Here is a 25,949-nt window from a genome sequence, read left to right as displayed (position 1 = left end):
AAGTACCAGACGAAAGTGCATCGTAATATCGATCAGTTTAATAGCATCACGTTGTATTAGTGATAAAAGTCATTGTTACGGCTAGAACAAACAGTGCCTGAATATAATATTAAACGTTATTTAGGCCATTTAATAATCTCTAGTTTCCGACTTACATGAGGGAAACTTCCTACAAACTTTTGCGAGCTTAAATGTGCGAAGTTTGAGGTAAGAAACCGGCCACTATTCTCTCAGACGTTTCTGTAAGGCGCGGTGGCGTTTTCCTACATACGCAGAGACTGTCTCCTCTTAAGATCGCCGCCATTGTCCGAGGTAGCTGATTATGGTGTGCGATAAAAGGATTGTGCTCTGCACGCCCGCATGGAGTTGGTTTAGCGCACCTGCATTAGGTACTCATGCATTGATGTGCGTTCCGTATTGTGCAGACAGTGCGTGCCTCGGATGACTTACTCGCTTGAGTTGTCTGCCCGTTACCTGGATCTTGCCAGGACCCCCATCTCCAAGGAGCACTTCGCCGGGGATGATATTCGTTTTTCCAACGAATACGAGGCGGTGGAAAGTGAGCTGGGCAAGGCCCATTCGCTGCATGAGAACAGCCGAATCGACTGGCAAAAAATCCTTGATGACAGCGAGTTGATCTTGCGTGATCACTCCAAAGACCTGCGTGTGGCGGTTTGGCTGGCGTGGGCACTGTACCAAAAAAATTCGTTTGCAGGCTTATTGGCGGGGTTCGGCCTGCTTCATCACCTTTGCAAAGACCACTGGGAGTGCTTGCACCCGCTCAAATCGCGTACCCGCGTAGCCGCCTTCAATTGGTTGTTGCCGCGTCTTGAGCAGGTGTTGGCAGAGAGCGTGCCGATTAAAGAGCAGTTGTCCCTGTTCAGGCGTCTGGTTGAACACTTTGAGGGCCTGGATGCCCTGCTGACGCTGCAGTTGGGCAATGACGCCCCGTTGTTGTTGCCAATCCGGCGACGACTGGCAGCCATGGTGCAGCGCGCAGCGAGTAACCAGCCTGAGCCAGGGGCGATGGGCGCGGCGCTCGCCCAGGTGAAACAGGCGGCCACTCAACTCTTCACCCCGGGTTCGCCCATCGACAATGAAAAGGACGCGCAAAAAGCCCTGCGTGTGCAGCAGGAAAATGCACGGCCTTTGTGCGCCTGGTGGCTACGCCAGAAAGCCACCGACCTTCGTGCCTTACGCCTCAATCGGACCCTGTTGTGGCTGACGATTGAGGCGCTCCCGGAGCGTAACGCCGAATACATCACCGTCTTGCGCGGGCTGCCGGCGGACAGGCTGAAAAGCTATCAGGAGCGCCTGGATCAAGGGCAGTACGCCGATTTACTGGTCGATCTGGAGGCCAGCCTTGCTGTTTCTCCGTTCTGGTTCGACGGCCAACGCATGGTGTGGGAGTGCCTGCAGCGGCTCAATGCCGATTTGGCCATGCGCGAGGTCGAGGTTCAGCTTTCGCTATTGCTGCAGCGTTTGCCGGGAATAGTCGACCTGCGCTTTCACGACGGTGTGCCGTTCGCGGATGACGCTACACGTAGCTGGATCAGCGCCCATGTGTTGGTTCATCTGCAAGTGGTCGATGCGCCCGGCGCGCTGCAAAGCGATAACACTCAAGCCGTCTGGGAAGACGCCTTGCAAGACGTATTGCCCGTTTTGCGCCGGGATGGTCTCAAGGCTGCCGTGCAGATTCTCAAGCAGGGCTTGCAGAGCGCTCAAGGTGGAAGGGTACGTTTTTTCTGGCGATTGAGCCTCGCTCGACTGTGTTACCAGGCCAAGAAGTACGAACTGGCCAAGACCCAGCTTGAGACTCTCGATCAGCAATTACGGGATGCCGGCCTTGATGCCTGGGAGCCCGACCTTGCGCTGCAAGTGCTGCACCTCCTGTATAGCTGCTGCGAACTGTTGCCGCAAAACCAAGTGGTGCGAGAGCGCAAGGAAGATGTTTACCACCGGTTGTGCCACCTCGATCTTGAAGTAGTACTTCCCTAGGCCCTCGGGTCATAACCGCAAGGAGAAACGCCATGGCCAAAGAAGGCTCGGTTGCCCCTAAAGAACGCATCAACGTCACCTTTAAACCCGCGCTTGGCAATGCTCAAGAAGAAATCGAGCTGCCGCTGAAGCTGCTGGTACTGGGTGATTTCACCCAGCAAGCGGATGAACGCAAAGTCGAGGATCGCAAGCCGATCAGCATCGACAAAAACAACTTTGACGACGTGCTGGCCAACCAAAAACTGCGCCTGACGCTGAGCGTACCCAATCGTCTTCAGGAGGAGGGCTGCACCGATGAGCTGGCGATCAACCTCAAGGTCGGCTCGATGAAAGATTTCGGCCCGGCCAACCTGATCGAGCAGATTCCAGAGTTGAAAAAACTGATGGAGCTGCGGGATGCGCTTGTGGCCCTCAAAGGTCCGCTGGGTAATGCGCCAGCTTTCCGAAAGGCTATCGAAGGTGTACTCGCCGACGATGAAGCGCGTGCCCGTGTTCTGGGTGAACTGAGCATGAATGCCGCCGCTACGCCGGACGCTTGAGACCTCATCAGCAAAGGAAGCCATCTCTATGAGCACTAAAGCTGCACAGCAAAAAAGTACTGAACTACTCGAAGGCGGCATCCTCGACCGCATCATTGCCGAGACTAGACTCAGCCCCAACGATGATGCCTACTCAATCGCCAAGCGCGGTGTCTCGGCCTTCATCGAAGAGTTGCTCAAGCCGCAGAACAACGGCGAGCCTGTAAAGAAAGCCATGGTTGACCGCATGATCGCCGAGATCGATGCCAAGCTCAGCTGCCAGATGGACGAGATTCTGCACCACTCGGAATTCCAGGCGCTGGAAGCTTCATGGCGTGGTCTGCAGTTGTTGGTTGAGCGCACCAACTTCCGTGAAAACATCAAGATCCAGGTGCTTAACGTTTCCAAGCAAGATCTGTTGGACGATTTTGAAGACTCGCCGGAAGTTATGCAGTCGGGCCTTTACAAGCATGTTTATACCGCTGAATACGGTCAGTTCGGTGGCGAGCCCGTAGGCGCAATCATCGCCAACTACTTCTTCTCGCCAAGTTCGCCCGACGTCAAAACCATGCAGTATGTTTCCAGCATTGCGTGTATGGCACACGCGCCGTTTATTGCGGCTGCGGGCCCGAAGTTTTTCGGTCTGGAAAGTTTTACCGGCTTACCTGATCTGAAAGACCTGAAAGATCACTTCGGAGGTCCGCAATTCGCCAAATGGCAAAGTTTCCGGCAACAGGAAGATGCGCGTTATGTTGGCCTGACTGTGCCGCGCTTCCTGCTGCGTAATCCTTACGACCCTGAAGAAAATCCGGTGAAGACCTTTGTCTACAAAGAAAATGTCGCCACCAGTCACGAACACTATTTGTGGGGCAACACGGCCTACACGTTCGCGACCAAGTTGACCGACAGCTTCGCCAAGTTCCGCTGGTGCCCGAACATCATCGGCCCACAGAGCGGAGGGGCGGTTGAAGATTTACCGCTGCATCACTTCCACAGCATGGGCGAAATCGAAACCAAAATTCCAACCGAAGTATTGGTCTCTGACCGTCGTGAATACGAGTTGGCGGAAGAAGGTTTTATTTCCCTGACCATGCGCAAGGGCAGTGACAACGCTGCGTTCTTCTCGGCCAGTTCGGTGCAGAAACCGAAGTTTTTTGGCAACAGTGAAGAAGACAAAACTGCCGAGCTGAATTACAAACTGGGCACCCAGCTGCCTTATATGTTCATCATCAATCGTCTGGCGCACTACCTCAAAGTGCTGCAACGCGAACAACTGGGCTCCTGGAAGGAACGTACCGACCTTGAGCAAGAGTTGAACAAATGGATTCGCCAGTACGTCGCAGACCAAGAAAACCCTAGTTCTGAAGTCCGTGGCCGCCGTCCGCTGCGCTCCGCAAAAATCGTCGTCAGCGACGTTGAAGGCGAGCCTGGCTGGTATCGCGTCAGCTTGAACGTGCGCCCGCACTTTAAATACATGGGGGCGGATTTCACCTTGTCGCTGGTTGGCAAGTTGGACAAAGAGTAAGCGGAGCAACGTCATGACGGCATACGGCAGCCTTTTCGAGCGCCTTGGCGGCGACACGCGTAAGCGAAGTGAATCAAGTCGCGAGGATTGCGCCATGGACTCGGTGGCTGCCCACTTGGCAAAAATGCTCAGTACTCGTGCAGGCAGCGTACAGACGCTTCCCGACTACGGGCTGCCGGACCTGAACAATATGAGCTTGAGCCTGCATGAGTCCTTGAGTCAGGCCGGCTCGGCCATAGAGGGTTTCGTGAGCGCGTATGAGCCGCGTCTGGCCGATGTGAAAGTCCATTCTCTTCCGAACGAGAACGACCCCTTAAGACTGGCATTCACCATCGAGGGTTTGCTCGAAGTAAATGGCATCAAGCGCCTGGTGAGTTTTGCCGCGCGCCTGAACAGCAACGGACAGGTCACGGTTAAGTATCAAGCCTCCCTTGTTATCAGCGAAAGCGCGTGTTCCACGTGGAACATTTTTTATCTGAAGCGGCACTGTCGCACCCGAAAAAATCAACCACGCAGTGTGCGTGCAGGAAGGTTATCGCCCGTGTCGTTTAATCAGTACTACCAAAGCGAACTGAACGCACTGCGTCAGTTGGGCGGTGCTTTCGCTGAACGTAACCCTGCGTTGGCGCCTTTTCTTGGGCAGAGCGGGTGTGATCCCGATGTGGAACGTCTACTTGAGGGTTTTGCGTTTCTTACGGGGCGTCTGCGACAGAAACTCGATGATGAGCTGCCCGAGCTGACCCATTCGTTGATGTACCTGTTGTGGCCGAACTACATGCGCCCGTTGCCGGCGTTCAGCATGTTGCAGTTCGACCCCTTGAAGCAGGCGGGTCCGGCACTTTTGGCTGAACGCAATATGCATGTTGAAAGTCAGTCTCTTGATGGTGTGGTGTGTGGTTTCAGCACGTGTTATGCCACCGAGGTATCGGCCCTGCAATTGGGTGCTTTGAATTATTCGGAAAATGGCGACGGCGCCCTGCTGACGCTGCGGCTGGATATGACGTGTGACGGGCATCTTGGCGAGCTCGATCTAAGCCGTCTTCGTCTGCACTTTGCCGGTGACCGCTACATCAGCCAGACGCTTCATCTCAGCCTGCTGCGTCATCTGGACAGCATTGAGGTGATTCCGTTGGACGCTAAACATGAGCACATGAAAGGTGTGGATCTAGGCAACACGTTGTCATTCCTATTGCCAAGTGAAAACGTCCAGCCCGTCGGGTTTGCCGAAGATGAGGCATTGATTCCTTACCCGCTGAACACCTTTCGCGGTTACCGCTATTTGCAGGAATATTTTGCGTTCCAGGACAAGTTTCTGTTCGTTGACCTGTCCGGGCTGGGTGTTCTCGGACGTATCCCTGAAGACACGCTCAAGCGCGCGCGGAGTGTCTTGCTGCGTTTCACCATCAATAAAAACGGCATGCAGCGCCAGCGCCCGACGCTGAATAACGTGAAGCTGTATTGCACGCCCATCGCCAATCTGTTCAAGCACCATGCGTCGCCGATCAGGTTTGATGGCAGGGAGGACGAGTACCTGTTGCTACCCGATGAAAAGAATCGGGGGAACTACGGTGTGTTTTCCGTGGATAGCGTGAGCGCCAGTCAAAAGGGTGAAGCTGATGCGAAGGTGTTCGTGCCGTTCGAGTCCTTCGAGCACGACCCAAGTTTCGACGCGTTACAGGCCCGCCCGCATTACAGCGTTCGGCAGCGTCAATCATTGCTGCACGAGGGGTTGGACACGTTCCTGCGTTTTGGCCTTCATGACCCTGACAGTACTGACACGGTGTCCATCGAACTGACCTGCACCAATCAGAATTTGCCACGTCAGCTCAAGAAAGGGGATATCTGCGTGGCGGCTTCAGGTGCGCGTGAGTCCCTGACTTTTCGCAATATCCTCAGCCCGACGTCGAGTTATCCACCCCCCCTGAATAGCGACTTCTTGTGGAAGTTGATCAGCAACATGTCGCTGAACTACGTGTCCCTTGTCAACGTCAACGCGCTCAAGGTGATTCTCGAAACCTACGACCTGCCGCGCTATTACGACCAACAGGCTCGTAATGCCAGCAAACCCCGTCTTAACGCCCTGAAGTCCATCAGCCATCAACCCGTTGACCGTCTACATCGCGGCTTGCCTCTGCGCGGTTTGCGCACGGAACTGATCATCGACCCTCAGGGCTACGTCGGCGAAGGCGATTTGTTCCTCTTCGCTTCGGTGCTCAACGAGTTCTTCGCGCTCTATGCCAGCCTCAATTCGTACCACGAACTACACGTGAAAAGCACACAGGGTGAGGAGTACCAATGGACACCACGAATGGGTCTGCAGCCCCTGCTTTAAGCGGGTTGAGCAAGGCCATACGCGAGTATTCGATCTTCCAGGCGGTGCCGCAGATCATGGCGCGGTTGCGTCAATCCAACGCCCCGATGAATGACGAGCAGCTGTATGACCTGCTGGAATTTCAGGCCAACCCAAGCTTTGGCTTTCCTGGCAGCGATATAGACCGCGTGCAGTTTTTTGAAGAGCACGGGGTGATGCGGGCGCGCCTGCGTCTTAACTTGATCAGCCTGATGGGGGCGGGCTCGCCGCTGCCCGCCTTCTATGGCGAGCAAGCTCTAGGGGACCGCGAAGAGGGCAATTCGACGCGCGATTTCCTCGACCTTTTTCATCATCGCTTGCAACGTTTGCTGCTACCGATCTGGCGCAAATATCGCTATCAAGCGCGTTTCGAAAGCAAAGCGCAGGACCCGTTTTCGGCACAGCTTTTCGCCTTGATCGGGCTGGGTGGTGAGGCTATTCGCGAAGCCAGGGAGCTGAACTGGAAACGGTTGCTGCCTTACCTGGGCCTGCTCAGCCTGCGTGCTCATTCGGCAGCGCTGATCGAGGCCGTGCTGCGGTACTACTTCAAGCACGCCGAACTGGTTATTGAACAGTGCATCGAGCGCACGGTGCAGATTCTCGAAGAGCAGCGTAATCGTCTGGGAACCGCCAATAGCCGGCTGGGCGAGGACCTTGTGCTGGGCGAGCGAGTGCGCGATTGCGGCGGCAAGTTTCGCGTGCACATCCGCGAACTGAGTTGGCAGAGCTTTCACGACTTTCTCCCCATTGGCACGGGCTATCAGCCGTTATGCGCGCTGGTGCGTTTCACCCTGCGAGACCCGCTTGATTACGACATTCGACTGGTACTGCGTCATGAAGAAATTCGTGAGCTGCGCCTCGACCCGCAGAACGACTGTCGTCTTGGCTGGACCAGCTGGCTCGGACGCGAACGCGCCGACGGCATCGTCACCCTCGGCAGCAAAATCCATTAAGGACGCCTGATTTTGATCAACGTAGACCTGCAACAACTAATTCAGGCGCTCGACGCCGAAACCCGCCGCGACCTGGAAGGTTCTGCCGAGCGTTGTGTGGCTCGTGGCGGTAGCAAAATCCTGGTCGAAGACCTGCTGCTCGCGCTACTTGAGCGACCGCAGGGGTTGTTGGCGCGAGCACTGTTGGATGCACAGGTCGATGCCGGTGAGCTGGCTGCTGCATTGCAACCGCGAGTCGAGCACAGCGCTTCGCGCAATCCGGTGTTTGCGCCCGAGTTGGTGCAATGGCTGCAAGACGCCTTACTGGTTGCCAATCTGGAACTGGGCCAGAGCCAGGTGGCCCAGTCCGCGTTGATTCTGGCGCTGCTGCGTAACCCGATGCGTTACGCCGGCAGTCGTTATCAGGCACTGCTGGCCACGTTGGACGGTGATCGCCTGAGGGACTTTGCGTTGTCAGAAAAAGCCGAGCCGGACGCTGCCGGTAAACCCGCTGTAACAGGTGAGTCGCTGCTCGCACGTTTTACTCACAACCTGACTCAACAAGCCCGCGACGGGAAGCTAGATCCGGTGCTGTGTCGCGATGGGGCTATCCGCCAGATGATCGACATTCTGGCCCGTCGGCGGAAAAACAATCCCATTGTGGTGGGTGAAGCGGGGGTCGGCAAAACCGCCATCGTTGAGGGGCTGGCCTTGCGCATTGCGCGGGGCGAAGTGCCGCAGGCGCTCAAGGGCGTCGAATTGCTGTCGCTGGACATGGGCTTGCTGCAAGCCGGTGCCAGCGTCAAAGGTGAGTTCGAACGGCGCTTGAAAGGCGTGATCGATGAAGTAAAAGCATCACCCAAACCGATCACCCTGTTTATTGATGAGGCCCACACCTTGATCGGTGCGGGAGGCCAGGCGGGAGGTTCGGACGCCGCCAACCTGCTCAAGCCGGCGCTGGCCCGGGGAGAGTTACGCACCATCGCTGCGACCACCTGGGCCGAGTATAAAAAATATTTTGAAAAAGACCCGGCATTGGCGCGGCGTTTCCAGCCAGTGCAGCTGCATGAGCCTACGGTCAGTGAGGCGATCACTATTCTGCGTGGCCTGGCACCGATTTATGAAAAGAGCCACGGCATCTATCTGCGTGACGATGCGGTCGTGGCAGCGGCCGAATTGTCGGCGCGGTATCTCTCGGGTCGACTGCTGCCGGACAAGGCTGTTGATGTGCTCGACACCGCGTGTGCCAGGGTGCGCATCAGCCTCGCCGCCGCGCCGGAATGTCTGGAGCGGGTGCGCAGCGAGTTGGCCGAAGGAGGGCGCCAACGTATTGCGTTGCGTCGGGATGCCGAGGCAGGACTGCTGATCGATCAAGACGCATTGAGCGTATTGGAAGAGCGTCTTGAAGAAGCCGAGCGCGAACAACAAACACTGGAAAAAAGTTGGGGTGAACAACGGCAGCTCGCGGAACGCCTACTTGAGCTACGTCAGCAAGTGGCCCAGGCGCGCTCCGTTGAAAACGATGAAGTCGGTGCAACCACTGAGGATGCAGCAGCCGGGCTGCTGGCCCTTGAAGCCGAATTGCAGGCAACCCATCGCACGCTGATTGAGGCGCAAGCGCTGGAACGACTGGTGAGTTTTGAGGTGTGCCCGCGACAGGTTGCCGAAGTGATCAGCGCCTGGACGGGCGTGCCTCTGGCGCAAATGGCGCGCGAACACAATGCCAGGGTTGCCAGCTTCGCCATCGATTTGCGCGCGCGTATTCGGGGGCAAGAGCAGGCGGTGCATGCACTGGATCGTTCGATGCGCGCTACCGCGGCCGGGCTGAATAAACCGGATGCGCCGGTCGGGGTCTTTCTGTTGGTCGGTCCTAGCGGCGTGGGTAAAACCGAAACCGCGCTGGTGCTGGCGGACTTACTGTACGGCGGCGAGCGTTTTCTCACCACCATCAACATGTCCGAATTTCAGGAAAAGCACACCGTTTCCCGGTTGATCGGTGCGCCACCTGGCTATGTCGGTTATGGCGAAGGCGGCATGCTCACCGAAGCGGTTCGGCAGAAGCCGTACTCGGTGGTGCTGCTCGACGAGGTCGAAAAAGCCGATCCCGACGTCCTGAATCTCTTCTACCAAATCTTCGACAAGGGCATCGCCAATGACGGCGAGGGGCGCGAAATCGACTTTCGCAATACGCTGATCCTGATGACCTCGAACCTGGCCAGCGAGCGTATCAATGCGCTCTGCAGCAACGGTAATCGTCCCACTGCCGAAGCGCTGGAAGAAGCCATCCGCCCGGTGCTCAGCCAGCACTTCAAACCGGCACTGCTGGCGCGAATGCGAGTGGTGCCTTACTACCCGGTCAGTGGCCCGGTATTGCGCGAACTGATCGAGATCAAACTGCAACGTCTGGCCGAGCGTCTGACGCGACGCCGATTGGATTTCAGCCATTGCCAGGCGCTGGTCGATCATCTTGCCGAGCGCTGCACCCAGAGCGATAGCGGCGCGCGCCTGATCGACTACTTGCTCGATTCCCACGTGCTGCCACTGATTGCCGACCGGCTGCTCGACGCCATGGCTGCTGGAGAAACGCTCAAGCGGGTGCACGCCACTCTCGATGAGCAAGGCGCTGTCGTGTGCGAGTTTGCGTGAGGTGGACGTGATGTTCACACATGTGCCGCAACCCTTGCGTTTCGCTCAGGCGCTGTTGGCGCAGTTTACCCATCTGTCCCGGGCTGACGATGGGGCGACGTTGCTTGGCGATTTCGTGCGTGCGTCCGCCGAGCTCAGCGCGTGTGAACTCAGCCAGTTGTATCTGCTGGATGCCACGCATACCCGCCTCATTCTGAATGCCGAATATTGGCAGGGACTTTTACAGCCAAGAGCCGCCACGAGCCTGCCTGCGGATTACGATGGCGAGCAGTTGCTGCAATACGCGTTGTGCCAGAACAAAGTGGTCAGCCTGTGTGAGTTGAATGCCAGCCTGCACGAGACCGATTTTCTGCCACCAGGCGCAAAGCCCTGGAAATCGCTGCTGTGCGTACCCCTGCTCGATCAACACAAGGCCGTCAGCGGATTGCTGGTCTGCGCGAGCCGTGATCATCGCGAACTCGCGGGATTCGCCGATTCGCTGGGTCAACTGGGTGCGTTCGCCCTAGGGCAGATGCGCCTGCTGCAGCCATCGCGCCGATCACCCGGCGCGCCGCCTTCTTCGGTCGACGTGGTGCCGGTCGCCAGTGGCTACGGACTGATCGGTAAAAGTCCTGCCATGCGCCAGACCTGCAAGCTGATCGGCAAGGTGCTGAATAACCCTTATACCGTGCTGCTCATGGGCGAAACCGGTACCGGCAAGGAAGTCGTGGCGCGCGCCATTCATGACAGCGGGTCGCGGAGCTCCAAGGCATTCATTGTGCAGAATTGCGCGGCGTTTCCTGAGAGCTTGCTGGAAAGCGAGCTGTTCGGTTACCGCAAAGGTGCCTTCACCGGCGCTGACCGTGACCGCATGGGCCTGTTCGATGCCGCTGATGGCGGGACCCTGTTGCTCGATGAGATTGGCGACATGCCCCTGTCGCTGCAAGCCAAGCTTTTACGTGTGCTGCAAGAAGGCGAGATCCGCCCGTTGGGTTCCAACGACACGCACAAAATCGACGTGCGCATCATCGCCGCGACTCATTGCGATCTTATTGCACGGGTGGCCGATGGTCGCTTTCGCGAAGACCTGTATTACCGCCTGGCGCAATTTCCCATTGAGCTGCCAGCGCTTCGGGACCGTGGCGGTGATGCGCTGGATCTCGCGCGGCATTTTGCCCGTCAGGCCTGCACCTTTCTCAAGCTCGATCAGTTGGACTGGTCCGATGCCGCGCTCGACCACCTGTGTGGCTACGCCTTCCCCGGCAATGTCCGTGAACTGAAGGGGCTCGTCGAGCGCGCCATCCTGTTGTGCGAAGGCGATGAGTTACTGCCCGAGCACTTTGCCCTGCGGCGTGCGCTGGAGCCTGCTGACAGTGGGCTGAACCTGCGCGCACGCCTGAGCCAGATCGAACGCGGCTTGTTGCTCGATTGCCTGCGCAAGACCGATGGCAATCAAACCATCGCCGCCCGCCAACTGGGACTGCCACGACGCACCCTGCTGTATCGCATGGCTCGTTTGAATATTCGCGCTTGCGATGTGGGGAGTTGAGCCGCGCATGTCGATCCCGTTTTCACACCCATCCCGTTCCCTTGCAGCTCTGCCTGCACTCACTCATGGAGACCCTCTGATGTCTGTTCGTCACTGGTCGGCTGTCTTGCTGGCGCTGCTCGTTTCAAGTGCCCTTGGCGGCTGTAGCGGCAACTACAAATTCAACGACGACACCTATCGTCCCCTGGGTGACCCGCATGTGGTCAATCGCGGCAAGTGACCGCAAGGAGAGCAGCACAATGGAACTGGTTCTGGAAATACTAAACAGCGAACAGTCGGACCCTTCGCAGGTGAACCGCAAAGTGTTCACGGTGGCGGGCGGTTCGATTGGCCGCAGAGGGCACTCCGGCTGGGTGATTATCGACTCCACTAGCCAAGTGTCTCGCCAACATGCGCTGGTCAGCTATTGCGGCAGCCATTTTTGCCTGACCGACCTCAGCACCAACGGTACCTGGGACAACACCAGTGGCGAGCGGATGAAGCACGGGGATGAACAGCGCATCGTCGACGGTGGTGAGTACCATTTGGGCCGGTTCAAAATCCGGGCGCAGGTGCTGCGCGATTTGGTCGAGCCGGCCGCCGAGGTCAGCCTTCCGACACCACTGTCGGGCAGCGGGATGACCATTCCCGAGGATGCCTATTTCGGGGAGATGCCAATGGCTTCTGTGGATCAACCAGTCGCCTCGAACATGCCCGTGCTAGAACCGCAGCAGTGCGCGGACTACGCGCCCATCGAGAGGGAGCACGTGCGGACCCCGACGTTGGTGGCGCCGGCTGCTGAGCCCATTCCCGAGCCGCCACCGGCACCACCACCAGCACGTCAGGGCGAAGCGTTCTGGCAACAATTTGCCCAGGCGCTAGGCATCGACATCGATGATCTGGACCCGGAGGGCAGAGAAGCCTTGGCGGTCAACACTGCGCGACTGTTCAAGCAGTGTGTGGGCGGCTTGCAGCAGAGTTTGCGCACCCGCAGCGAGCTGAAAAACGAACTGCGCCTGGCACTGACCACTGGGCAGTACACCCACAAAAATCCGCTCAAGCATGCCGTGAATGCCAGCGAAGCCGTGAACAGTTTGCTGCTCGCCAGCAAGCCGCAGTTAAGCGCGGAACAGGCGATCAGTCGGACGTTTCATGACCTGCAAGCGCACCAGGTGGCTTTGCTCAGCGCCAGCCGCGCGGCCCTGCGCAGCACCCTGGAGCATTTCGCGCCGCAGCACCTGACCCTGCGTTTCGAGCGTGATGGACACAACCCGCTGTTTGCCACAGCCGGCAGCCAGTGGCGCGCATATGGCCGTTATCACCAGGCATTGAGCCAGGACGATGACTGGAGCGAACGCCTGTTGGCGCGCGACTTTGCCCAAGCCTACGAAGAACAGGTCCGGCTGGTCGACAGTCTTCACACCGATTACCAAGGATGATGCGCATGTCCAGTTTGAATATGTCCCGTTTCAAAACTCTGGCCGCCATGGCGACCCTGTTGCTCCTGGCGGGGTGCTCGACGCTGTCGCCGTATTCCAAACTGACCAAGCTGGATTTAAAGCTGACGGCCAGTGACCAACTCAACCCCGACCTCCACGGTCGACCCTCGCCGATTGTGCTGCGCTTGCTGGAGTTGAAGAACCCGGTGGCGTTCGAGAATGGCGATTTTTTCAGCTTGTATGAACGGCCCAAGGAATCGCTGGCGCCCGATTGGGTGGCCGGTGAAGAGCTGGAGTTACGGCCGGGCGAAAGCATCGACCTCAAGCTCAGCGTCGACAGTGGCAGCCGCTATGTCGGCGTGCTGGCGGCCTACCGTGACCTGCCAGAAACCAAATGGCGCTATGTGATCCAGCTGTCGCCGACCGAGCGGACCTACGCCGAGCTGCGCCTGGATCAGGCCGGTATCCACAACGCGCTTAATCCACTCGCCACGGCAGGAGACTGACCATGAACGCCCATAAAGTGATTTGGCGCGAAGGCATGCTTCTGCGCCCACAGCACTTCCAGCACAACGACCGTTATTACGACCACCAGATGAAAACCCGCACCCAGTTGCTGGGGCGTTACATGTGGGGGTTTCTTGAGCTGGAGATCGAGGTAGAACCTTTAAAAATCGGCAAGCTGGTACTCAGTCGCGCAAGCGGCATTCTCCCCGACGGAAGCTTGTTTAACCTGGAGGGTCTTATCGAGCCGCTGATGGTGCAAGTGCCGCACAACATCGGCAAAACCGCGGTCTACCTCGGGCTGCCGCTGATGACAGGCAACTACATCGAAGCCCGAGAGGAGACAGATAAAGACGTGCTGGCGCGCTACACCATCTACGACATGTCGATTGCCAATTCAAATGCCGGGGAGGGCATTGAAAGTCAGGTGCACTGCGGCCGACCGAATTTTTGTTTGCTGCTGGGCGAGCAACAAAGCGATCAGGTTTTTGTAACGCTGAAGGTGGGAGAGATCACTGATTGCACGGAGGATGGCGGGGTCACGATGAATGACAGTTACTCGCCGACGGTCATTCATTCCAAGGCTTCGAAGTATTTGCTGAGACGTTTGGACGAAGTGATCCGGTTGGTGGACACCCGTTGTGCGGCCTTGGCCGAGCGCCTGAGCTCCAACGGCAAGATGGGTGGCTCTGAGGTGGGTGATTTTATGCTCATGCAGATGATGAATCGCACGCAGTTGATCCTGCTTCATTACAAAGATCTGCAACACGTCCACCCCGAGGAGTTGTACCGCACGCTACTGACGGTGGTGGGTGAGTTATCGACTTTCGCCAGCGCCAACAGGCGCGTACCCGTGACGCTCAACTATAGACACAGCGATCTGAGCCTGAGCTTTGAAGCGCTGTTGAATGTTTTCCGCCAATTGATGGCGATGGTGCTTGAAGAACATGCGACGCCGCTGCCGATCACAGCTCGCGATTACGGTGTCCAGGTCGCGATAATCGCCGACCATCAACATTTCGACAGCTCGACCTTCGTGCTGGTAGCCGGCGCCCATTGCACGGCTGAAGAACTGCGCAATCGCCTGCCTGCCCAGCTCAAGATCGGCACGGTTGAAACCATCCGCAATCTGGTCAATCTACACCTGCCGGGCTTCAAGCTCAGACCGCTGCCCGTCGCCCCCCGGGAACTCGCGTTTCATGCCGACAAGGCCTATTTCATTCTTGATCTGGACACCGAGGAATCGGCGCAACTGAAGAAGTCCGGTGGTTTTGCGTTCCATGTGTCTAGCGAAATCGCTGCCCTTGAACTCGATTTTTGGGCGATCAAGAAATGAGTGATCTAACGACAGATAAACAACTCGGCGCGGATGACTTAACTGTTTTCAACGGTGCATCTGGCCCCGGCCCTGGCATAGAGCCTCTGACGGGTGCGACAGCTTCGACCCAGACCCAGGATCTGGAAGCCCAAAAAAACCAATCCGCCCAAAGCCATTCGCTCCACACCTACAGCGCAAGTATTAACCCGCTGGTCGCCGCAGCCGCTCATGTGCTGTCGGCCGTTGCGGGGCTCAAAAAACTGGACAAGAAGGCCAGCCTCGAAACCCTACACAGCACGTTGTTGGCTGACCTAAAGGGGTATCAAGCACATGCTGCAAAGCTCGGCGCCGAGCGTCATCTGCTGAATGACGCGTCCTATGTGCTCTGTACCTTTGTCGATGAGGCGGTGCTGCAAACCAAGGCAGGCGAGGGCAGTACATGGTCCAAGACGACCCTGCTGAACGAGTTTCACCAGAAAACCTCTGGGGGTGAAGCGTTCTTCGAGATATTGACCCGTTACAGCGTCAACCCGGTCAAGCACTTGCACCTGCTTGAACTGATGTACCTATGTATGGCGTTGGGGTTCAGGGGTAAATACGGCGTCGATGGCCAGGAAAAGACCGAATTGGAAGACATCCGCGATGGCCTCTACCGAACCATTCGCCACCTGCGCGGCGACGTTCCGCGTGAGCTGTCGCCCCATTGGCATGGCCTCCAGGACAAGCGCCGAAACCTGGTGCGCATCGTCCCGTGGTGGTTGGTCGTCCTGTTCACCCTGATGTGTCTGGCGGTCATGTATTCCGGGTTCGCCTGGGTACTGAGCGAACAGCGCGAGACTGTTCTTGAACCTTACCGTCAGCTTGATGCTGCAACGACTCAAACGCCGTTGCAGGGCAGGGAAGCACGATGAAAATATTCTTTAAAAAGCTGGCGACCTTCCTCGGAAAGACGTGGGTCTGGACGCTGTTGCTGGTCCTGTTGGCCGCGCTTGCAGTGTGGTTTCTGGGGCCGCTGCTGGCCGTTGACGATTACAAGTTCTGGGAAGACGCGAGCGCTCGTTTGCTGAGCATCAGCGCGCTGTTTCTGGCATGGGGTCTGTTCGTCGTTTTTGAAAGCTGGCGGAGCACACAGCGTAAACAGGAAGCCGAAGGAAGCGAGGCTGGCAACGCCCGTCTGAAGCTTGAGCAGGACATCGCGAATAAAGATAAGCGGCTGCGCAAACTGTTCAAAAAAGCGCTTCGAACCCTGAAAACCGCCAGCCTGTATCGCGGACGCAGCGAGCGCTGGCGCAACGATTTGCCGTGGTATTTGTTGATCGGCCCGGAGAAGAGCGGCAAGAGCAGCCTGCTGAAACACTCGGGTCTGGAGTTTCCACTTAACGAAGTCGACACCAAGGCAGAGCCGAGCCCAACGTTTTACGAATGGTACTTCGGTGAACAGGGTGTGTTGATTGATACCGGTGGATCCGCTCTGGATTCGAAGGACGATGCTGACCAACACACCTGGAAAACCCTCCTCAATCTACTGCGCATGCGTCGCCGAAACCGACCACTCAATGGGGTCATCATTACGGTTCCAGCCGAGCTGTTGGGTCGCAAAAAAAGCGATGGGCCGGATGAACTAAAGCGTCTCTCAACGACATTGCGCAGCCGCCTGAAGGATATTCGTCAGCAACTACGCGTTGATCTGCCGGTGTACCTGGTGCTCAGCAAAGCGGATGAGATTGCGGGCTTCGAGGTGTTTTTCGATCAGCTCACAAAACAGGAGAGCGATCAGGTGTTGGGTGCGAGCTTTGCCGATGATCAGAACGGCAATGATCTCAAGGTGTTGCGCCAGGAATTTGAAGCACTGCTGCAACGCCTCAATAGCCAGGTGATCACGCGCATGCATCAGGAGCGTGTGCCTGAGAGAAGTGCCGTTATTCTCGATTTCCCGCATAAATTGGGCGCGATTGGCCCAGGCCTGTGCGAGTTCGTGAAGGACACATTGGGCGGCAATCGCTACCAAAGTGCCAGCCGACTTCGTGGCTTCTATCTGACCAGCGCCACTCAGTCAGGCGTCCCGCTCAAGGGCGCAGGAAAAAGCGACGCGGCATTTCCGCTATTCACCGGCTCGGCCCGCTTCATCAATCACCTGCTAAGCCGAGTGATCTTCCCCGAAGCCGAACTCGCGGGCCTCAACAAGCGCGAGCGCCGCCGTATCCACTGGGGTCAGCGTGCGTTGTACGTGACGGCATTTTCTGCGCTGGGAGTATGCGGTCTGCTCTGGGCCCTTGGCTTTTCTGCCAACCACAGCCGTCTTGAACAACTGCGAGAGTTCGCGCAAAACCTGACTAAACAGCACGCCGAGTTGGGGCCTCAAGATGACGCCATGGCGGCGCTTCAGCTGTTGGACACGGGCTACGCTGCAAGTCGCGTATTCCCTGCGCTCAGTGATGTGCAGTTGCATGAACGCAACGGGCTTTATCAGGGCGAGCCGAGTTACCCGGTGCTCGACGATGCCTACCAGCGTGAATTGAAAGAACAGCTGTTGCCACGCGTCGCCCGCACCCTTGAAGCGCAAGTACGCGCCAACATGAACGACCGCGAACGGCTGTTGGGCAGCCTGCGCGCCTACCTGATGCTCAACCTCACCGAGCGCCGTGATTCGACTTGGCTCAAGGAATGGGTTGCAGCCGATTGGTCGCTGCGCTACATCGGCAACGCCCCGGTGCAGAACGGCTTGAACGAGCATTTCAGTCGCCTGCTCACACACGGATTTGTCTATCCACTTAACGACGGTTTGGTGGCCCAGGCACGTCAGGTCCTGCGGGCCGAATCGCAATCCGCTGTGGTGTATCGCGCCCTGCGTGAACAAGCCCACAGCTTGCCGGAATACCGCCTCAGCCAGCACCTCGGCCCACAAGGCGCGTTGTTCAGCGGCACCGATTACCTGATTCCTGGCTTCTATACCCAACGCGGTTATCAGCAATTTTTCACCACCCAGGGTGCGAGTCTGGTGAACGAAATCCTGCGGGATAACTGGGTACTGGGTGAAAGCACCGGCATCAGCGGCATGGACTTGCGGCGCTTGATGGTCGAACTGGAGCAGCTGTATTTCCGTGACTACGCCAACCATTGGGGCGAAGCCATCGGCCAAATGGGTTTGCAGCCATTCAGCAGCGCGGGCGAGGGTGCTAGTCAACTTGCTGGCCTGACTGCCGCCAATTCACCGCTGCTGCAACTGTTGGTGGAAGTACGCGACAACACCCGTTTCCCGGACCTCAGCGAAAGCACCGAGCAACTGGCCGAAGCGGTCGGCGATGCGGGCGGCAAATTGGGCGCCATAGGCAAAGTCGCCGCTGCGGCAGCCGGTAAGGCGCAAGGCACACTCGCCAAAAGTCTGCCGGACACTGCAAAGAAATCCATGCAGCGCCGTTTCGAACCGTTGCATCAACTGCTGGACGCCAACAACGGTCCGGCAGCAGAGCTGATGCCAACCCTGCAAGCGCTCAACGATCTGCAATTGCAGGTCGCGAGCCTGGCGCGTTCCAGTCAGCCGGAACAGGCGGCTTACGAAATGGCGAAGCTGCGCATGAGCGGCCAGCGTGATGCGCTGAATAGCCTGCGCGGTGCAACCAGCCGTTTGCCACGCCCCATCAGTGGCTGGCTGGACGTGTTGGCCGAAGACACCTGGATGCTGGTGCTCGACGACACCTATCAGTACCTGAATCAGCGTTATCAGACGGAACTGCACGCGTTCTACAGCAAGGCGCTGCATCAGCGTTATCCGTTCAATGCCCACAGCACCAGCGACGTCGCCATCAGCGATTTCCGCGAGTTCTTCAAGGCCCAAGGCGTTGCGGATCGATTCTTCGATACCTACATGCGGCCCTTCGTCAGTGGCAGCGCGGGCAACTACCGTCTGCGCAGCATCGACGGCCGCAGCTTGCCGATGTCTCGTCTGTACCTGGCGCAAATGGGCCACGTGCAGGTCATCCGTCAAAGCTTCTTTGCGCAGAACTCGAACGAGCCACAGGTGCAATTCAAGCTTGAGCCCTACACCCTGGACCCAACCGTGAGCCGTGCCGAATTCCGTTTCGGCAATCAGCAGATGGACTACCGCCACGGCCCTATCGTGCCGATGTCGTTCAGTTGGCCAACCGACGCCGAAGACGGGCGCACGAGTCTGGTGCTGGAAAAAATGGTCGGTCGCCCGGTGGGCATCGAGAAAAATACCGGCCCGTGGTCGTTGTTCCGCCTGTTCGATCTGATGCAAACCGAATACCTGAAAGGCCGCGATGTGATGGTGCTCAAGGCCGATGTGGGTGGCCTGCGCGCCAACTACCTGTTGCTCAGTCAGCGCTCGCCGAACCCGTTCGACGTCGAAGGCTTACGCAGCTTCCGTCTGCCGGCGCAGCTCTGATGGGGCCGGCCAACCCTTGGCGCAGTGTGGCGCGTACCGACACCGGCAAGGTGCGGGCGCGCAACGAGGACGCGTTTCTTGACTGTCCGCAGCACGGATTGTGGGCGGTCGCCGATGGCATGGGCGGTTATCAGTGTGGCGATGTCGCCAGCCAGATGATTATCACCCACCTCGCCGAACTGCCCGAGGAGGGCCGCTTCGACGAGCGTGTGATTGCCGTGCGCAAGTGTCTGCACTGGCTCAATCGACGAATGAGTCAGGAGTTGACCATCACCCCGGATCGCCGCGACAGCATCATGGGCAGTACGGTGGTGGCACTGTTGATCGACGGCACACGCGGCGCCTGTGTCTGGGCGGGTGACAGCCGTTGCTACCTGCTGCGCGAGGGTCGTCTGCATCAATTGACCCGCGATCACTCGCTGCTGGAGCAACTGATCGACGAGCAAAAAATGACGCCCGAACAAGCCAGCCAATCCCCCAACGCCCGCGCACTGACCCGCGCCATAGGTGCCACCGACCAGCTGAAGCTGGAAGTGCTGGAGTTGGAGGTGTGTTCGGGCGATGTGTTTTTGTTGTGCAGTGACGGGTTTTATCAGGGCCTCGACAACGAAATGTTGCGCGAAGCCTTGAGCCTGGAATCGATGCACGCGCTGTTCGACGAAGTACGACGTGGCAGCGCGCGGGACAACCTGACCGCCGTGGTGATCAGCCAATGACCGAGCCCCTGCCACCGCTGCCCGACGTGCTGGCTGGCCGTTATCGCATTGAGCGTTTGCTGGGTGCCGGTGGCATGGGCACGGTCTATCGGGCGCGGGATTTATTGCATGAGCAGTTCGGTGAAACTGGCGCCGAGATAGCCGTGAAAATCCTCGGCGAAGCGTTCGCAGAAACGCCGGATGCCAACGCGTTGCTGTACAGCGAGTTCGCGTTGACCCGACACCTGCGCCACCCCGGCGTGATGCAGATGTTTGATTTCGACGTGGACTCGGCCTGTGGGCGGGCCTTTATCACCATGGAGCTGATGCAAGGTCTGCCGCTGGACCGCTTGCTGTGCGAACGGCCACTCGGCGTACCCTGGATCGAACTGCGCGATATCGCCATCGAATTGCTGGACGCCCTAGCGCATGCCCATGGCCGAGGCGTGCTGCACGGTGACTTGAAGCCCAGCAACGTGATGCTCACCGAAGACGGCGTGCGCCTGTTCGACTTTGGCCTCGGGCAGGCCATGGACGGCGTCCTTCCAGGGCTGCCGACCCTGAGCCGCGAGCGCATCAAGGCCTGGACACCTAACTACGCGGCCCCCGAGTTACTCGAAGGCGGCCCCTTGTCGATGAGCACCGATGTTTACGCTGTCGCCTGTGTGCTGTTCGAACTGGCGGGCGGCAAACATCCTTTCCAGCGACTGACGGGCGTCGAAGCCCGCGAGAAAAAACTGGACCGAAAACTGAAAAAGCCCAAACACCTGCCCAAAACCTGCTGGCCGGCCCTGCGAACCGCGCTGGCGCTGAACCCGAAAAAACGCACGATAGATGCCGCTGCATTACGCGATTTTTTCCGAGCCGCACCTCCCGCCAAATCCTGGCGCTGGTTCTAATCCCGGCAAGCCTGCTCTTATCAAGCAAGCAATAACCGTTTGAAATAGAACATTACTTGTAGATACCGTCTTGCCCCTCACCGCGCAAGCGCAAATTGTGAGTTAAACCCAAACCTGCCGGAAGCCCGTACCGGGCTTATTCGCAGACAAGTCAGCTCCTACGGACGAGTGCGTTCCATTATGGGAGCAGGCTTGCAACTACGCGTCCCGCTGCGAAGCGGTCATCAACTTACCCCGCTACCCAATGCTCCCTTCACCTGATCCAACAACCCCATCTTCGATTCATCGGGCAACGTGTCGAGCAGGTCCTTAACCTTCGCCAAAGCCTTCGCCGTTTCCGTGGCCTTGAGCAGTTTTTGCAACTCAGGCGTGGTCGCGGTTTCTGCGCTGAGGGCCGGCGGTGTGGGCAAGGCCTTCACCATTTTCAGCATATCGCCAGGGTCTTTGCTGAACGCCCGAATGTTGTCGAGATTGTCCAGCATCGGCAGGGCGATGCCCGTGACAGAATCAAACGCGCTGACTTGCGGAAAGCCCACCTTGCCGCGAAACACGGGGATGCCCAGCGATGGAATCAGCAGACCCACCAGATAACGCGGGTCGTGGCGCTTGATGCTCAAACCGACACTGGCCACCGCAATACCCACCCCAATCACTTGCCCGGCCCTCGCCACCGGCGACAGGGACTTGTTGGATTCGGTGTCGAAAAAGATGCAGCGGTAGCGGAAGTAATCACTGAACACTTCGCGCTCGCCCAAGGCCGTTGAGTTCATGAACCAGGCGCGTGAATCGTGGACCTGTTCGTCGAAAAAGTCGGTGAGCGTGCGAGCGGTGTCGGTCAGGGGCTCGGCGGTTTTTAAGTCATAGAGCGCCAGGTAAGCCTGGTTACCAGAGGTGCGCAGGTCACGGTATTCCTGGGCTTCATCCTGCTCGTTGGTCAGGTATATCAACCCCCCGAACAGCAGATGGGGAATGGTCGCCCAACTGATGGCGTCACCGGCCAACGCCAGCGACCAGTTGCTCGGGTCATAGTCGCGACCGAACTCGGTCATGGCCCTGTCCATCTGGCGCTGATCGAGCGTGGGTTCAAAGGCTTTATGGGTATTAAAGTCGATGGGTTGTGCCGCGCCGACGCGTTGTTCATAACCCTGTTTGAGCGCCCGATATTCCTGATGCGTTGCCAGCGAGGTGCCTGACAATTCCTTGAGCGGTTGGCCCTCATGGTTGGCCTTGTTCTCGGCCAGTTGTCGCTCATGCAGCGCTTTAAGGGCATCCCATTCCTCCTGGGTCATGTCCTTGCCGTTGACATGCTGGTAGGCGGAGGTTGTCCTGAAGTGATAGCTGCCATAACGATTGATCCGCCACCCCGTCAACAGCGCCTGCTCACCGGCCAAGGCGCCTTCCAGCGGGCCGGTTTTGTGGTGGGCGAGCCAGGTGTTGAAACGGAGGGTGAGGGTTTCGGAGATGTCGAAGGCGATTTCTGTTTCTTCCGCCATTGCCAGCCACGGCCAGACCTGTCTCTGTTCGTCGCTGAGCACGTCTTTCGGAGCCTGTAACGGTGCACCTACGGCATAAGCTTCGGCGTACATATGCTGCAACGGAATCTGCGACATCACGTCCTGAGGGCCACCCAGCGACTTGCCCTGATCGCCCGGCGAATACCCACCACCGACATCGGAGTGCATGCCGGGGTACAGGTATTCGACCGTATTGGCGCGGTAGGTCGAAGGGCCATTCGGGTCATCGGGGTCGTTTTTGCGCCGGATCGAGTCCACCGGGAAACAGACCCGTTGCTCATGGGCCGCGACCAGATGCACGCAGCGCTCCAGAAACGTCTCCGACGCTGGCAGGCGCATGCAGTCATCGGCCCACCCCATATGGCCCTCGGCGAAGGGCATCGCGTAGGCCATGCCGGTGGAGGCCACGGTGTCGAACAGGCCCAGGAAGGCAATGCAGATCGGCAGGCCGGCAAACAGGTAACAGGTTTCACCCTCGACCTCGACCTGGGTCAGGCTCTCCAGCCAGGTGGCAAAGGCCCGGGCTTCGGCGGCGCCCCGGGAAAAGCCGTACACGTACAGGCGCAGGCCGATGATCCGCGGTTTGGTCTTGCGCGCATGCACGTAGTCGACCTTTTTTTGCAATGCCAGCAATGGCACTTGCAGGGCCTCTTGCCGACGGCTGTCGCCACTTTTGATCAGCGTCGCACCGAGCATCTCTTCAGTGAACGAGGTGCCCATTTTTTGCACCAGTTCGAAGGCTGCATCTACGGTCAGCGGGTCTTCGCCGCAGGCCCGACCCACAGCATCCAGCAGGCGCGTGATGCCCCAATTGATCCGGTTCTCGCCGCCGACCGCGCCGATCAGCCCCAGATCTTGTGGTTCGAACTCGCCGATTTCCTTGAACTCGGTGCCGACCCCTTGCATGTAATAGGCGTAAAACCCGTTTGTGTTCGCCCGGCTCTGCTCTGTGCCTGAGTTGGCACCGACGCTGGCGTGGTAAAGCCGTGCCACGTTGCTGGTGCTCGGGGGCTGACCGAGTTTGTCCGAGGGTTCGTGGTTGTTGGTGCCGTCGAAACACAGGGTGATGTTCAGCACATTGATGCACGGCGCGCCGGAATAGGTTTCACCCGCCGCCTTGGCGGCCCGTTTAGCCGCATAGGCCGCCAACAGTTTGGGCCGATACTGTGTGCGGTAGTTAAGCGCCACATCCTCGGACGTGCGCGGCAGCAGCCCCTCTTTTGGGAACGGCGGGGTCGGCGTTAAAGGCGCCGGGGCCGGGCGTTGAGAGCCTGAATTCAAAGTGTTGGACATACCGAGGGCTCTTCCATTTTGGACGGGTAGTTGAAGGGATAACCGGCTTGGCCGGGCGTAACGGCGACAGCCGAAACGGCAACTTGGTTGCAGGGCAAGAAATGAACATCGATGACGCCGAGTTCTTCATACGGCGCCACCTCCACGACGGCGCGATGGCGGGTGTTTTTGGATTTCTGCTCTTTCATCCGCGCGCGCCATGCATCGGAATATCGCGGTTCGGACCATGTGGCGGAATCAAAGGGCGTCGGATCCTTCTCCCACTCCACCACCACGGTCAGGCCGGGATGCCACTGGCGCGGCAGGCTCACGCAGCAGTTCTGCTTGCCGCCCCCGCCGTAAGGGCCGATGTTCGGGCCGCCGTTACCGTTGACCATGAAGTAATTGATCGCCGCCGAGGTATGGCTGTAGCCCTCGATAGGCGCGCCCAGTCGGTCGGGCAGTGATTTGCTGCAGGCTTGCAGCGCAAGGCAAGCGAGCGCAGCCGCCGCCCAAAGCGCTGGCCTTCGGCGTGGGGCGCCAGGGTTTAAGGTGCGGGACATTTGGCAGGGACTTCCATCTTGAGGGGGTAGTTGTAGGGGTGATTGGGGCGCCCGTGGTAGCTGGGACTGGCGGCGACCTTGACTTGATCGCAAGGCAGAAAATGCACATTGACCAACCCGAGTTGCTCATACGGAGCCACCTCCACGACGGCGCGATGGCGGGTATTTTTGGATTTCTGTTCTTTCATCCGTGCGCGCCATGCGTCGGAATAGCGCGGTTCGGACCATGTTGCGGAATCAAAGGGCGTCGGATCCTTCTCCCACTCCACCACCACGGTCAGGCCGGGATGCCACTTGCGCGGCAGGCTCACGCAGCAGTTCTGGCTGCCGCCCCCGCCGTAAGGCCCGATGTTCGGCCCGCCGTTGCCGTTGACCATGAAGTAGTTGATCGCCGCCGAGGTATGGCTGTAGCCCTCGATAGGCGCGCCAAGTCGGTCGGGCAATGATTGGCTGCACGCTTGAAGCGCAAGGCAGGTCAGCGCAGCCGCCACCCAAAGTGCTGACCTTCGGCGTGAGGCGCCAGGGTTTAGGGTGCGGGACATACGGCAGGGACTTCCATTTTCATTGGGTAGTTGTAGGGGTGATTTGGGCGACCGTGGTAGCTAGGACTGGCGGCCACCTTGACTTGATCGCAAGGCAGAAAGTGCACATTGACCAACCCGAGTTGCTCATACGGCGCCACCTCCACGACGGCGCGATGGCGGGTGTATTTGGATTGGTGTTCTCTTGCGGCCTTTCGCCAAGCATCTGAGTAGCGAGGTTTGGGCCAGTTAACTGAGTCACCGGTATTCGGATCCTTCTCCCACTCCACCACCACGGTCAGGCCGGGGTGCCACTGGCGGGGCAGGCTCACGCAGCAGTTCTGGCTACCGCCCCCGCCGTAAGGGCCGATGTTCGGACCGCCGTTGCCGTTGACCATGAAGTAATTGATCGCCGCCGAGGTGTGGCTGTACCCCTCGATGGGCGCGCCGAGTCGGTCGGGCAATGATTGGCTGCAGGCTTGCAGCGCAAGGCAGGTCAGCAGGCAAAGCGCGAGCGGGCGCCTCATGCCCAACCACCGGTCTGCGGCAGGTCTTCGGGTAGGTGTCGGGCCAGCCACTCGATCATAAATGCCCGGTGCTCCTCGCCCTCAAGGTGGAGGTCACTGGCGGCGAGGTGCCCCAAATAAAGCAGGGAGACTCGTTGTTCCTTGCCGACCCGGTAGTTTCGTTTCGACAGACCGTGGGTTTTCTCCCATTGCTCGGCATCACTCCACATGCACACGGACTCGACCTGAAACGCGTCCATCATCAAGGCCGTACTGGGGCGGGTAAATTCGTGAAAGGGGAGGTTATAGCCACCGATGATCTGCGCTTTGTGATCGCGATCGGTCCAGTGCCAACTGATGACGGGGGCATGGAAGTCGCGAGCCGCGTCTTCGATAAACACGCCACTGATGTGCTTGAACAACCGGTTGTCGTAGTAACGCAGGATGCCGCTCTTGGCGCCTTTGTCCCAATGCGCCTGGGTGTAATAACGCAGGTGCTCACTCAACGCGTCGAACGGCCAGGGGCTTAACAGCGACAGCACGCGGGACTCGCGTTCGAACGCCCTGACAAACGTCCCCAGCCAGTTCACCTGGGCCGCATGTGCCCAGAACACACGAACATGCACAGGGCCTTGTGCGGCCAGTGCGTGTTCCGGCGTGCCCTCAAGCAGCGGTGTGTGCAAGGGCGGCGGGTCGAGTTCGGCCAGCCGTTGCAGCAAGGGGTAATCCAGCAACGTGGCGTTGATGATCATGTCGAGGTGGTCGAGGCTTGCTGCGTCTGCGTGTTGTTTCAGGTCACGCAGACACGCGGGGATTTCAAAGTCCATGGTGGGGTCC

19 protein-coding genes and 2 pseudogenes are annotated in these 25,949 nt (G+C 58.5%); 16 read left to right on the top strand and 5 right to left on the bottom strand.

Features of this window, described 5'->3' with window-relative positions:
- Positions 1-441 precede the first annotated feature (441 nt).
- The 16 genes and pseudogenes from tssA to RHM55_RS14640 form a co-directional block, all read left to right on the top strand.
- Positions 442-1,998: a type VI secretion system protein TssA gene (gene tssA / locus RHM55_RS14715; protein WP_322177080.1), complete on the top strand. Its 1,557-nt coding sequence runs from the start codon at positions 442-444 to the stop codon at positions 1,996-1,998.
- A gap of 32 nt (positions 1,999-2,030) precedes the next feature.
- Entirely contained in the window at positions 2,031-2,537 is a 507-nt protein-coding gene (gene tssB / locus RHM55_RS14710) for a type VI secretion system contractile sheath small subunit (protein WP_322177079.1), read from the top strand.
- 28 nt (positions 2,538-2,565) lie between these two features.
- On the top strand, positions 2,566-4,041 hold the full coding sequence (tssC, locus tag RHM55_RS14705; protein WP_322177078.1) for a type VI secretion system contractile sheath large subunit: 1,476 nt from the start codon (positions 2,566-2,568) through the stop codon (positions 4,039-4,041).
- Between the two features lie 13 nt (positions 4,042-4,054).
- A pseudogene (tssE, locus tag RHM55_RS14700) lies at positions 4,055-4,396 on the top strand (type VI secretion system baseplate subunit TssE); the annotation flags it as partial.
- A 186-nt stretch (positions 4,397-4,582) separates the two neighbouring features.
- Complete coding sequence (gene tssF / locus RHM55_RS14695; protein WP_322182959.1) at positions 4,583-6,373, top strand: type VI secretion system baseplate subunit TssF; 1,791 nt, start codon at positions 4,583-4,585, stop codon at positions 6,371-6,373.
- The gene (gene tssG / locus RHM55_RS14690) at positions 6,337-7,344 is read left to right on the top strand and encodes a type VI secretion system baseplate subunit TssG (protein ID WP_322177077.1); all 1,008 of its coding nucleotides are present in this window, start codon (positions 6,337-6,339) and stop codon (positions 7,342-7,344) included. The genes tssF and tssG overlap by 37 nt, the downstream gene beginning before the upstream one ends.
- A 12-nt stretch (positions 7,345-7,356) precedes the next feature.
- Positions 7,357-9,969 carry a type VI secretion system ATPase TssH gene (gene tssH / locus RHM55_RS14685; protein ID WP_407074613.1) on the top strand — a complete coding sequence of 871 codons (2,613 nt, stop codon included), beginning with the start codon at positions 7,357-7,359 and terminating at the stop codon, positions 9,967-9,969.
- Between the two features lie 10 nt (positions 9,970-9,979).
- Complete coding sequence (locus tag RHM55_RS14680; RefSeq protein ID WP_322177076.1) at positions 9,980-11,497, top strand: sigma-54 interaction domain-containing protein; 1,518 nt, start codon at positions 9,980-9,982, stop codon at positions 11,495-11,497.
- A gap of 79 nt (positions 11,498-11,576) precedes the next feature.
- Positions 11,577-11,717 (top strand): type VI secretion protein, encoded by a 141-nt coding sequence (locus tag RHM55_RS14675; RefSeq protein ID WP_322177075.1) that lies wholly within the window; start codon positions 11,577-11,579, stop codon positions 11,715-11,717.
- Positions 11,718-11,736: 19 nt separating this feature from the next.
- Positions 11,737-12,915: a type VI secretion system-associated FHA domain protein TagH gene (gene tagH, locus RHM55_RS14670; RefSeq protein WP_322177074.1), complete on the top strand. Its 1,179-nt coding sequence runs from the start codon at positions 11,737-11,739 to the stop codon at positions 12,913-12,915.
- Positions 12,916-12,920: 5 nt separating this feature from the next.
- A complete protein-coding gene (gene tssJ / locus RHM55_RS14665) occupies positions 12,921-13,421 on the top strand; it encodes a type VI secretion system lipoprotein TssJ (protein ID WP_322177073.1) in 501 nt (166 codons plus the stop codon).
- Between the two features lie 2 nt (positions 13,422-13,423).
- Positions 13,424-14,755 carry a type VI secretion system baseplate subunit TssK gene (gene tssK, locus RHM55_RS14660; protein ID WP_322177072.1) on the top strand — a complete coding sequence of 444 codons (1,332 nt, stop codon included), beginning with the start codon at positions 13,424-13,426 and terminating at the stop codon, positions 14,753-14,755.
- Entirely contained in the window at positions 14,752-15,648 is an 897-nt protein-coding gene (gene icmH / locus RHM55_RS14655) for a type IVB secretion system protein IcmH/DotU (protein ID WP_322177071.1), read from the top strand. Before tssK ends, icmH begins: the two co-directional genes overlap by 4 nt.
- Positions 15,645-19,142 carry a type VI secretion system membrane subunit TssM gene (tssM, locus tag RHM55_RS14650; protein ID WP_322177070.1) on the top strand — a complete coding sequence of 1,166 codons (3,498 nt, stop codon included), beginning with the start codon at positions 15,645-15,647 and terminating at the stop codon, positions 19,140-19,142. The genes icmH and tssM overlap by 4 nt, the downstream gene beginning before the upstream one ends.
- On the top strand, positions 19,142-19,858 hold the full coding sequence (locus tag RHM55_RS14645; RefSeq protein WP_322177069.1) for a PP2C family serine/threonine-protein phosphatase: 717 nt from the start codon (positions 19,142-19,144) through the stop codon (positions 19,856-19,858). Before tssM ends, RHM55_RS14645 begins: the two co-directional genes overlap by 1 nt.
- A gap of 14 nt (positions 19,859-19,872) precedes the next feature.
- Positions 19,873-20,736 (top strand): annotated as a pseudogene (locus RHM55_RS14640) (serine/threonine-protein kinase); the annotation flags it as partial.
- A 224-nt stretch (positions 20,737-20,960) separates the two neighbouring features.
- On the opposite strand, the gene RHM55_RS14635 reads toward RHM55_RS14640, so the two are convergent.
- Genes RHM55_RS14635 through RHM55_RS14615 form a run of 5 tightly spaced genes read right to left on the bottom strand, consistent with a single transcriptional unit; the run spans position 20,961 to position 25,939 of the window.
- Positions 20,961-23,543 (bottom strand): DUF2235 domain-containing protein, encoded by a 2,583-nt coding sequence (locus tag RHM55_RS14635; RefSeq protein WP_322177068.1) that lies wholly within the window; start codon positions 23,541-23,543, stop codon positions 20,961-20,963.
- Positions 23,528-24,085 carry a DUF3304 domain-containing protein gene (locus RHM55_RS14630; protein WP_322177067.1) on the bottom strand — a complete coding sequence of 186 codons (558 nt, stop codon included), beginning with the start codon at positions 24,083-24,085 and terminating at the stop codon, positions 23,528-23,530. Before RHM55_RS14630 ends, RHM55_RS14635 begins: the two co-directional genes overlap by 16 nt.
- Complete coding sequence (locus RHM55_RS14625; RefSeq protein WP_322177066.1) at positions 24,070-24,627, bottom strand: DUF3304 domain-containing protein; 558 nt, start codon at positions 24,625-24,627, stop codon at positions 24,070-24,072. The genes RHM55_RS14630 and RHM55_RS14625 overlap by 16 nt, the downstream gene beginning before the upstream one ends.
- Complete coding sequence (locus RHM55_RS14620; RefSeq protein WP_322177065.1) at positions 24,612-25,133, bottom strand: DUF3304 domain-containing protein; 522 nt, start codon at positions 25,131-25,133, stop codon at positions 24,612-24,614. Before RHM55_RS14620 ends, RHM55_RS14625 begins: the two co-directional genes overlap by 16 nt.
- A complete protein-coding gene (locus RHM55_RS14615) occupies positions 25,130-25,939 on the bottom strand; it encodes a DUF4123 domain-containing protein (RefSeq protein WP_322177064.1) in 810 nt (269 codons plus the stop codon). The genes RHM55_RS14620 and RHM55_RS14615 overlap by 4 nt, the downstream gene beginning before the upstream one ends.
- Positions 25,940-25,949: the final 10 nt, after the last annotated feature.

Source organism: Pseudomonas sp. MH9.2 (assembly GCF_034353875.1).
In the GTDB taxonomy this organism is placed as follows: domain Bacteria; phylum Pseudomonadota; class Gammaproteobacteria; order Pseudomonadales; family Pseudomonadaceae; genus Aquipseudomonas.
This window is presented reverse-complemented; position numbering and strand designations above follow the sequence as displayed.

What these genes read in the sequence shown, in the direction of transcription:
- tssA (WP_322177080.1), top strand. Translation starts at nt 442, where the DNA reads ATGACTTACTCGCTTGAGTTGTCTGCCCGTTACCTGGATCTTGCCAGG.
- tssB (WP_322177079.1), top strand. Translation starts at nt 2,031, where the DNA reads ATGGCCAAAGAAGGCTCGGTTGCCCCTAAAGAACGCATCAACGTCACC.
- tssC (WP_322177078.1), top strand. Translation starts at nt 2,566, where the DNA reads ATGAGCACTAAAGCTGCACAGCAAAAAAGTACTGAACTACTCGAAGGC.
- tssG (WP_322177077.1), top strand. Translation starts at nt 6,337, where the DNA reads ATGGACACCACGAATGGGTCTGCAGCCCCTGCTTTAAGCGGGTTGAGC.
- RHM55_RS14680 (WP_322177076.1), top strand. Translation starts at nt 9,980, where the DNA reads ATGTTCACACATGTGCCGCAACCCTTGCGTTTCGCTCAGGCGCTGTTG.
- RHM55_RS14675 (WP_322177075.1), top strand. Translation starts at nt 11,577, where the DNA reads ATGTCTGTTCGTCACTGGTCGGCTGTCTTGCTGGCGCTGCTCGTTTCA.
- tagH (WP_322177074.1), top strand. Translation starts at nt 11,737, where the DNA reads ATGGAACTGGTTCTGGAAATACTAAACAGCGAACAGTCGGACCCTTCG.
- tssJ (WP_322177073.1), top strand. Translation starts at nt 12,921, where the DNA reads ATGTCCAGTTTGAATATGTCCCGTTTCAAAACTCTGGCCGCCATGGCG.
- tssK (WP_322177072.1), top strand. Translation starts at nt 13,424, where the DNA reads ATGAACGCCCATAAAGTGATTTGGCGCGAAGGCATGCTTCTGCGCCCA.
- icmH (WP_322177071.1), top strand. Translation starts at nt 14,752, where the DNA reads ATGAGTGATCTAACGACAGATAAACAACTCGGCGCGGATGACTTAACT.
- tssM (WP_322177070.1), top strand. Translation starts at nt 15,645, where the DNA reads ATGAAAATATTCTTTAAAAAGCTGGCGACCTTCCTCGGAAAGACGTGG.
- RHM55_RS14645 (WP_322177069.1), top strand. Translation starts at nt 19,142, where the DNA reads ATGGGGCCGGCCAACCCTTGGCGCAGTGTGGCGCGTACCGACACCGGC.
- RHM55_RS14635 (WP_322177068.1), bottom strand. Translation starts at nt 23,543, where the DNA reads ATGTCCAACACTTTGAATTCAGGCTCTCAACGCCCGGCCCCGGCGCCT.
- RHM55_RS14630 (WP_322177067.1), bottom strand. Translation starts at nt 24,085, where the DNA reads ATGTCCCGCACCTTAAACCCTGGCGCCCCACGCCGAAGGCCAGCGCTT.
- RHM55_RS14625 (WP_322177066.1), bottom strand. Translation starts at nt 24,627, where the DNA reads ATGTCCCGCACCCTAAACCCTGGCGCCTCACGCCGAAGGTCAGCACTT.
- RHM55_RS14620 (WP_322177065.1), bottom strand. Translation starts at nt 25,133, where the DNA reads ATGAGGCGCCCGCTCGCGCTTTGCCTGCTGACCTGCCTTGCGCTGCAA.
- RHM55_RS14615 (WP_322177064.1), bottom strand. Translation starts at nt 25,939, where the DNA reads ATGGACTTTGAAATCCCCGCGTGTCTGCGTGACCTGAAACAACACGCA.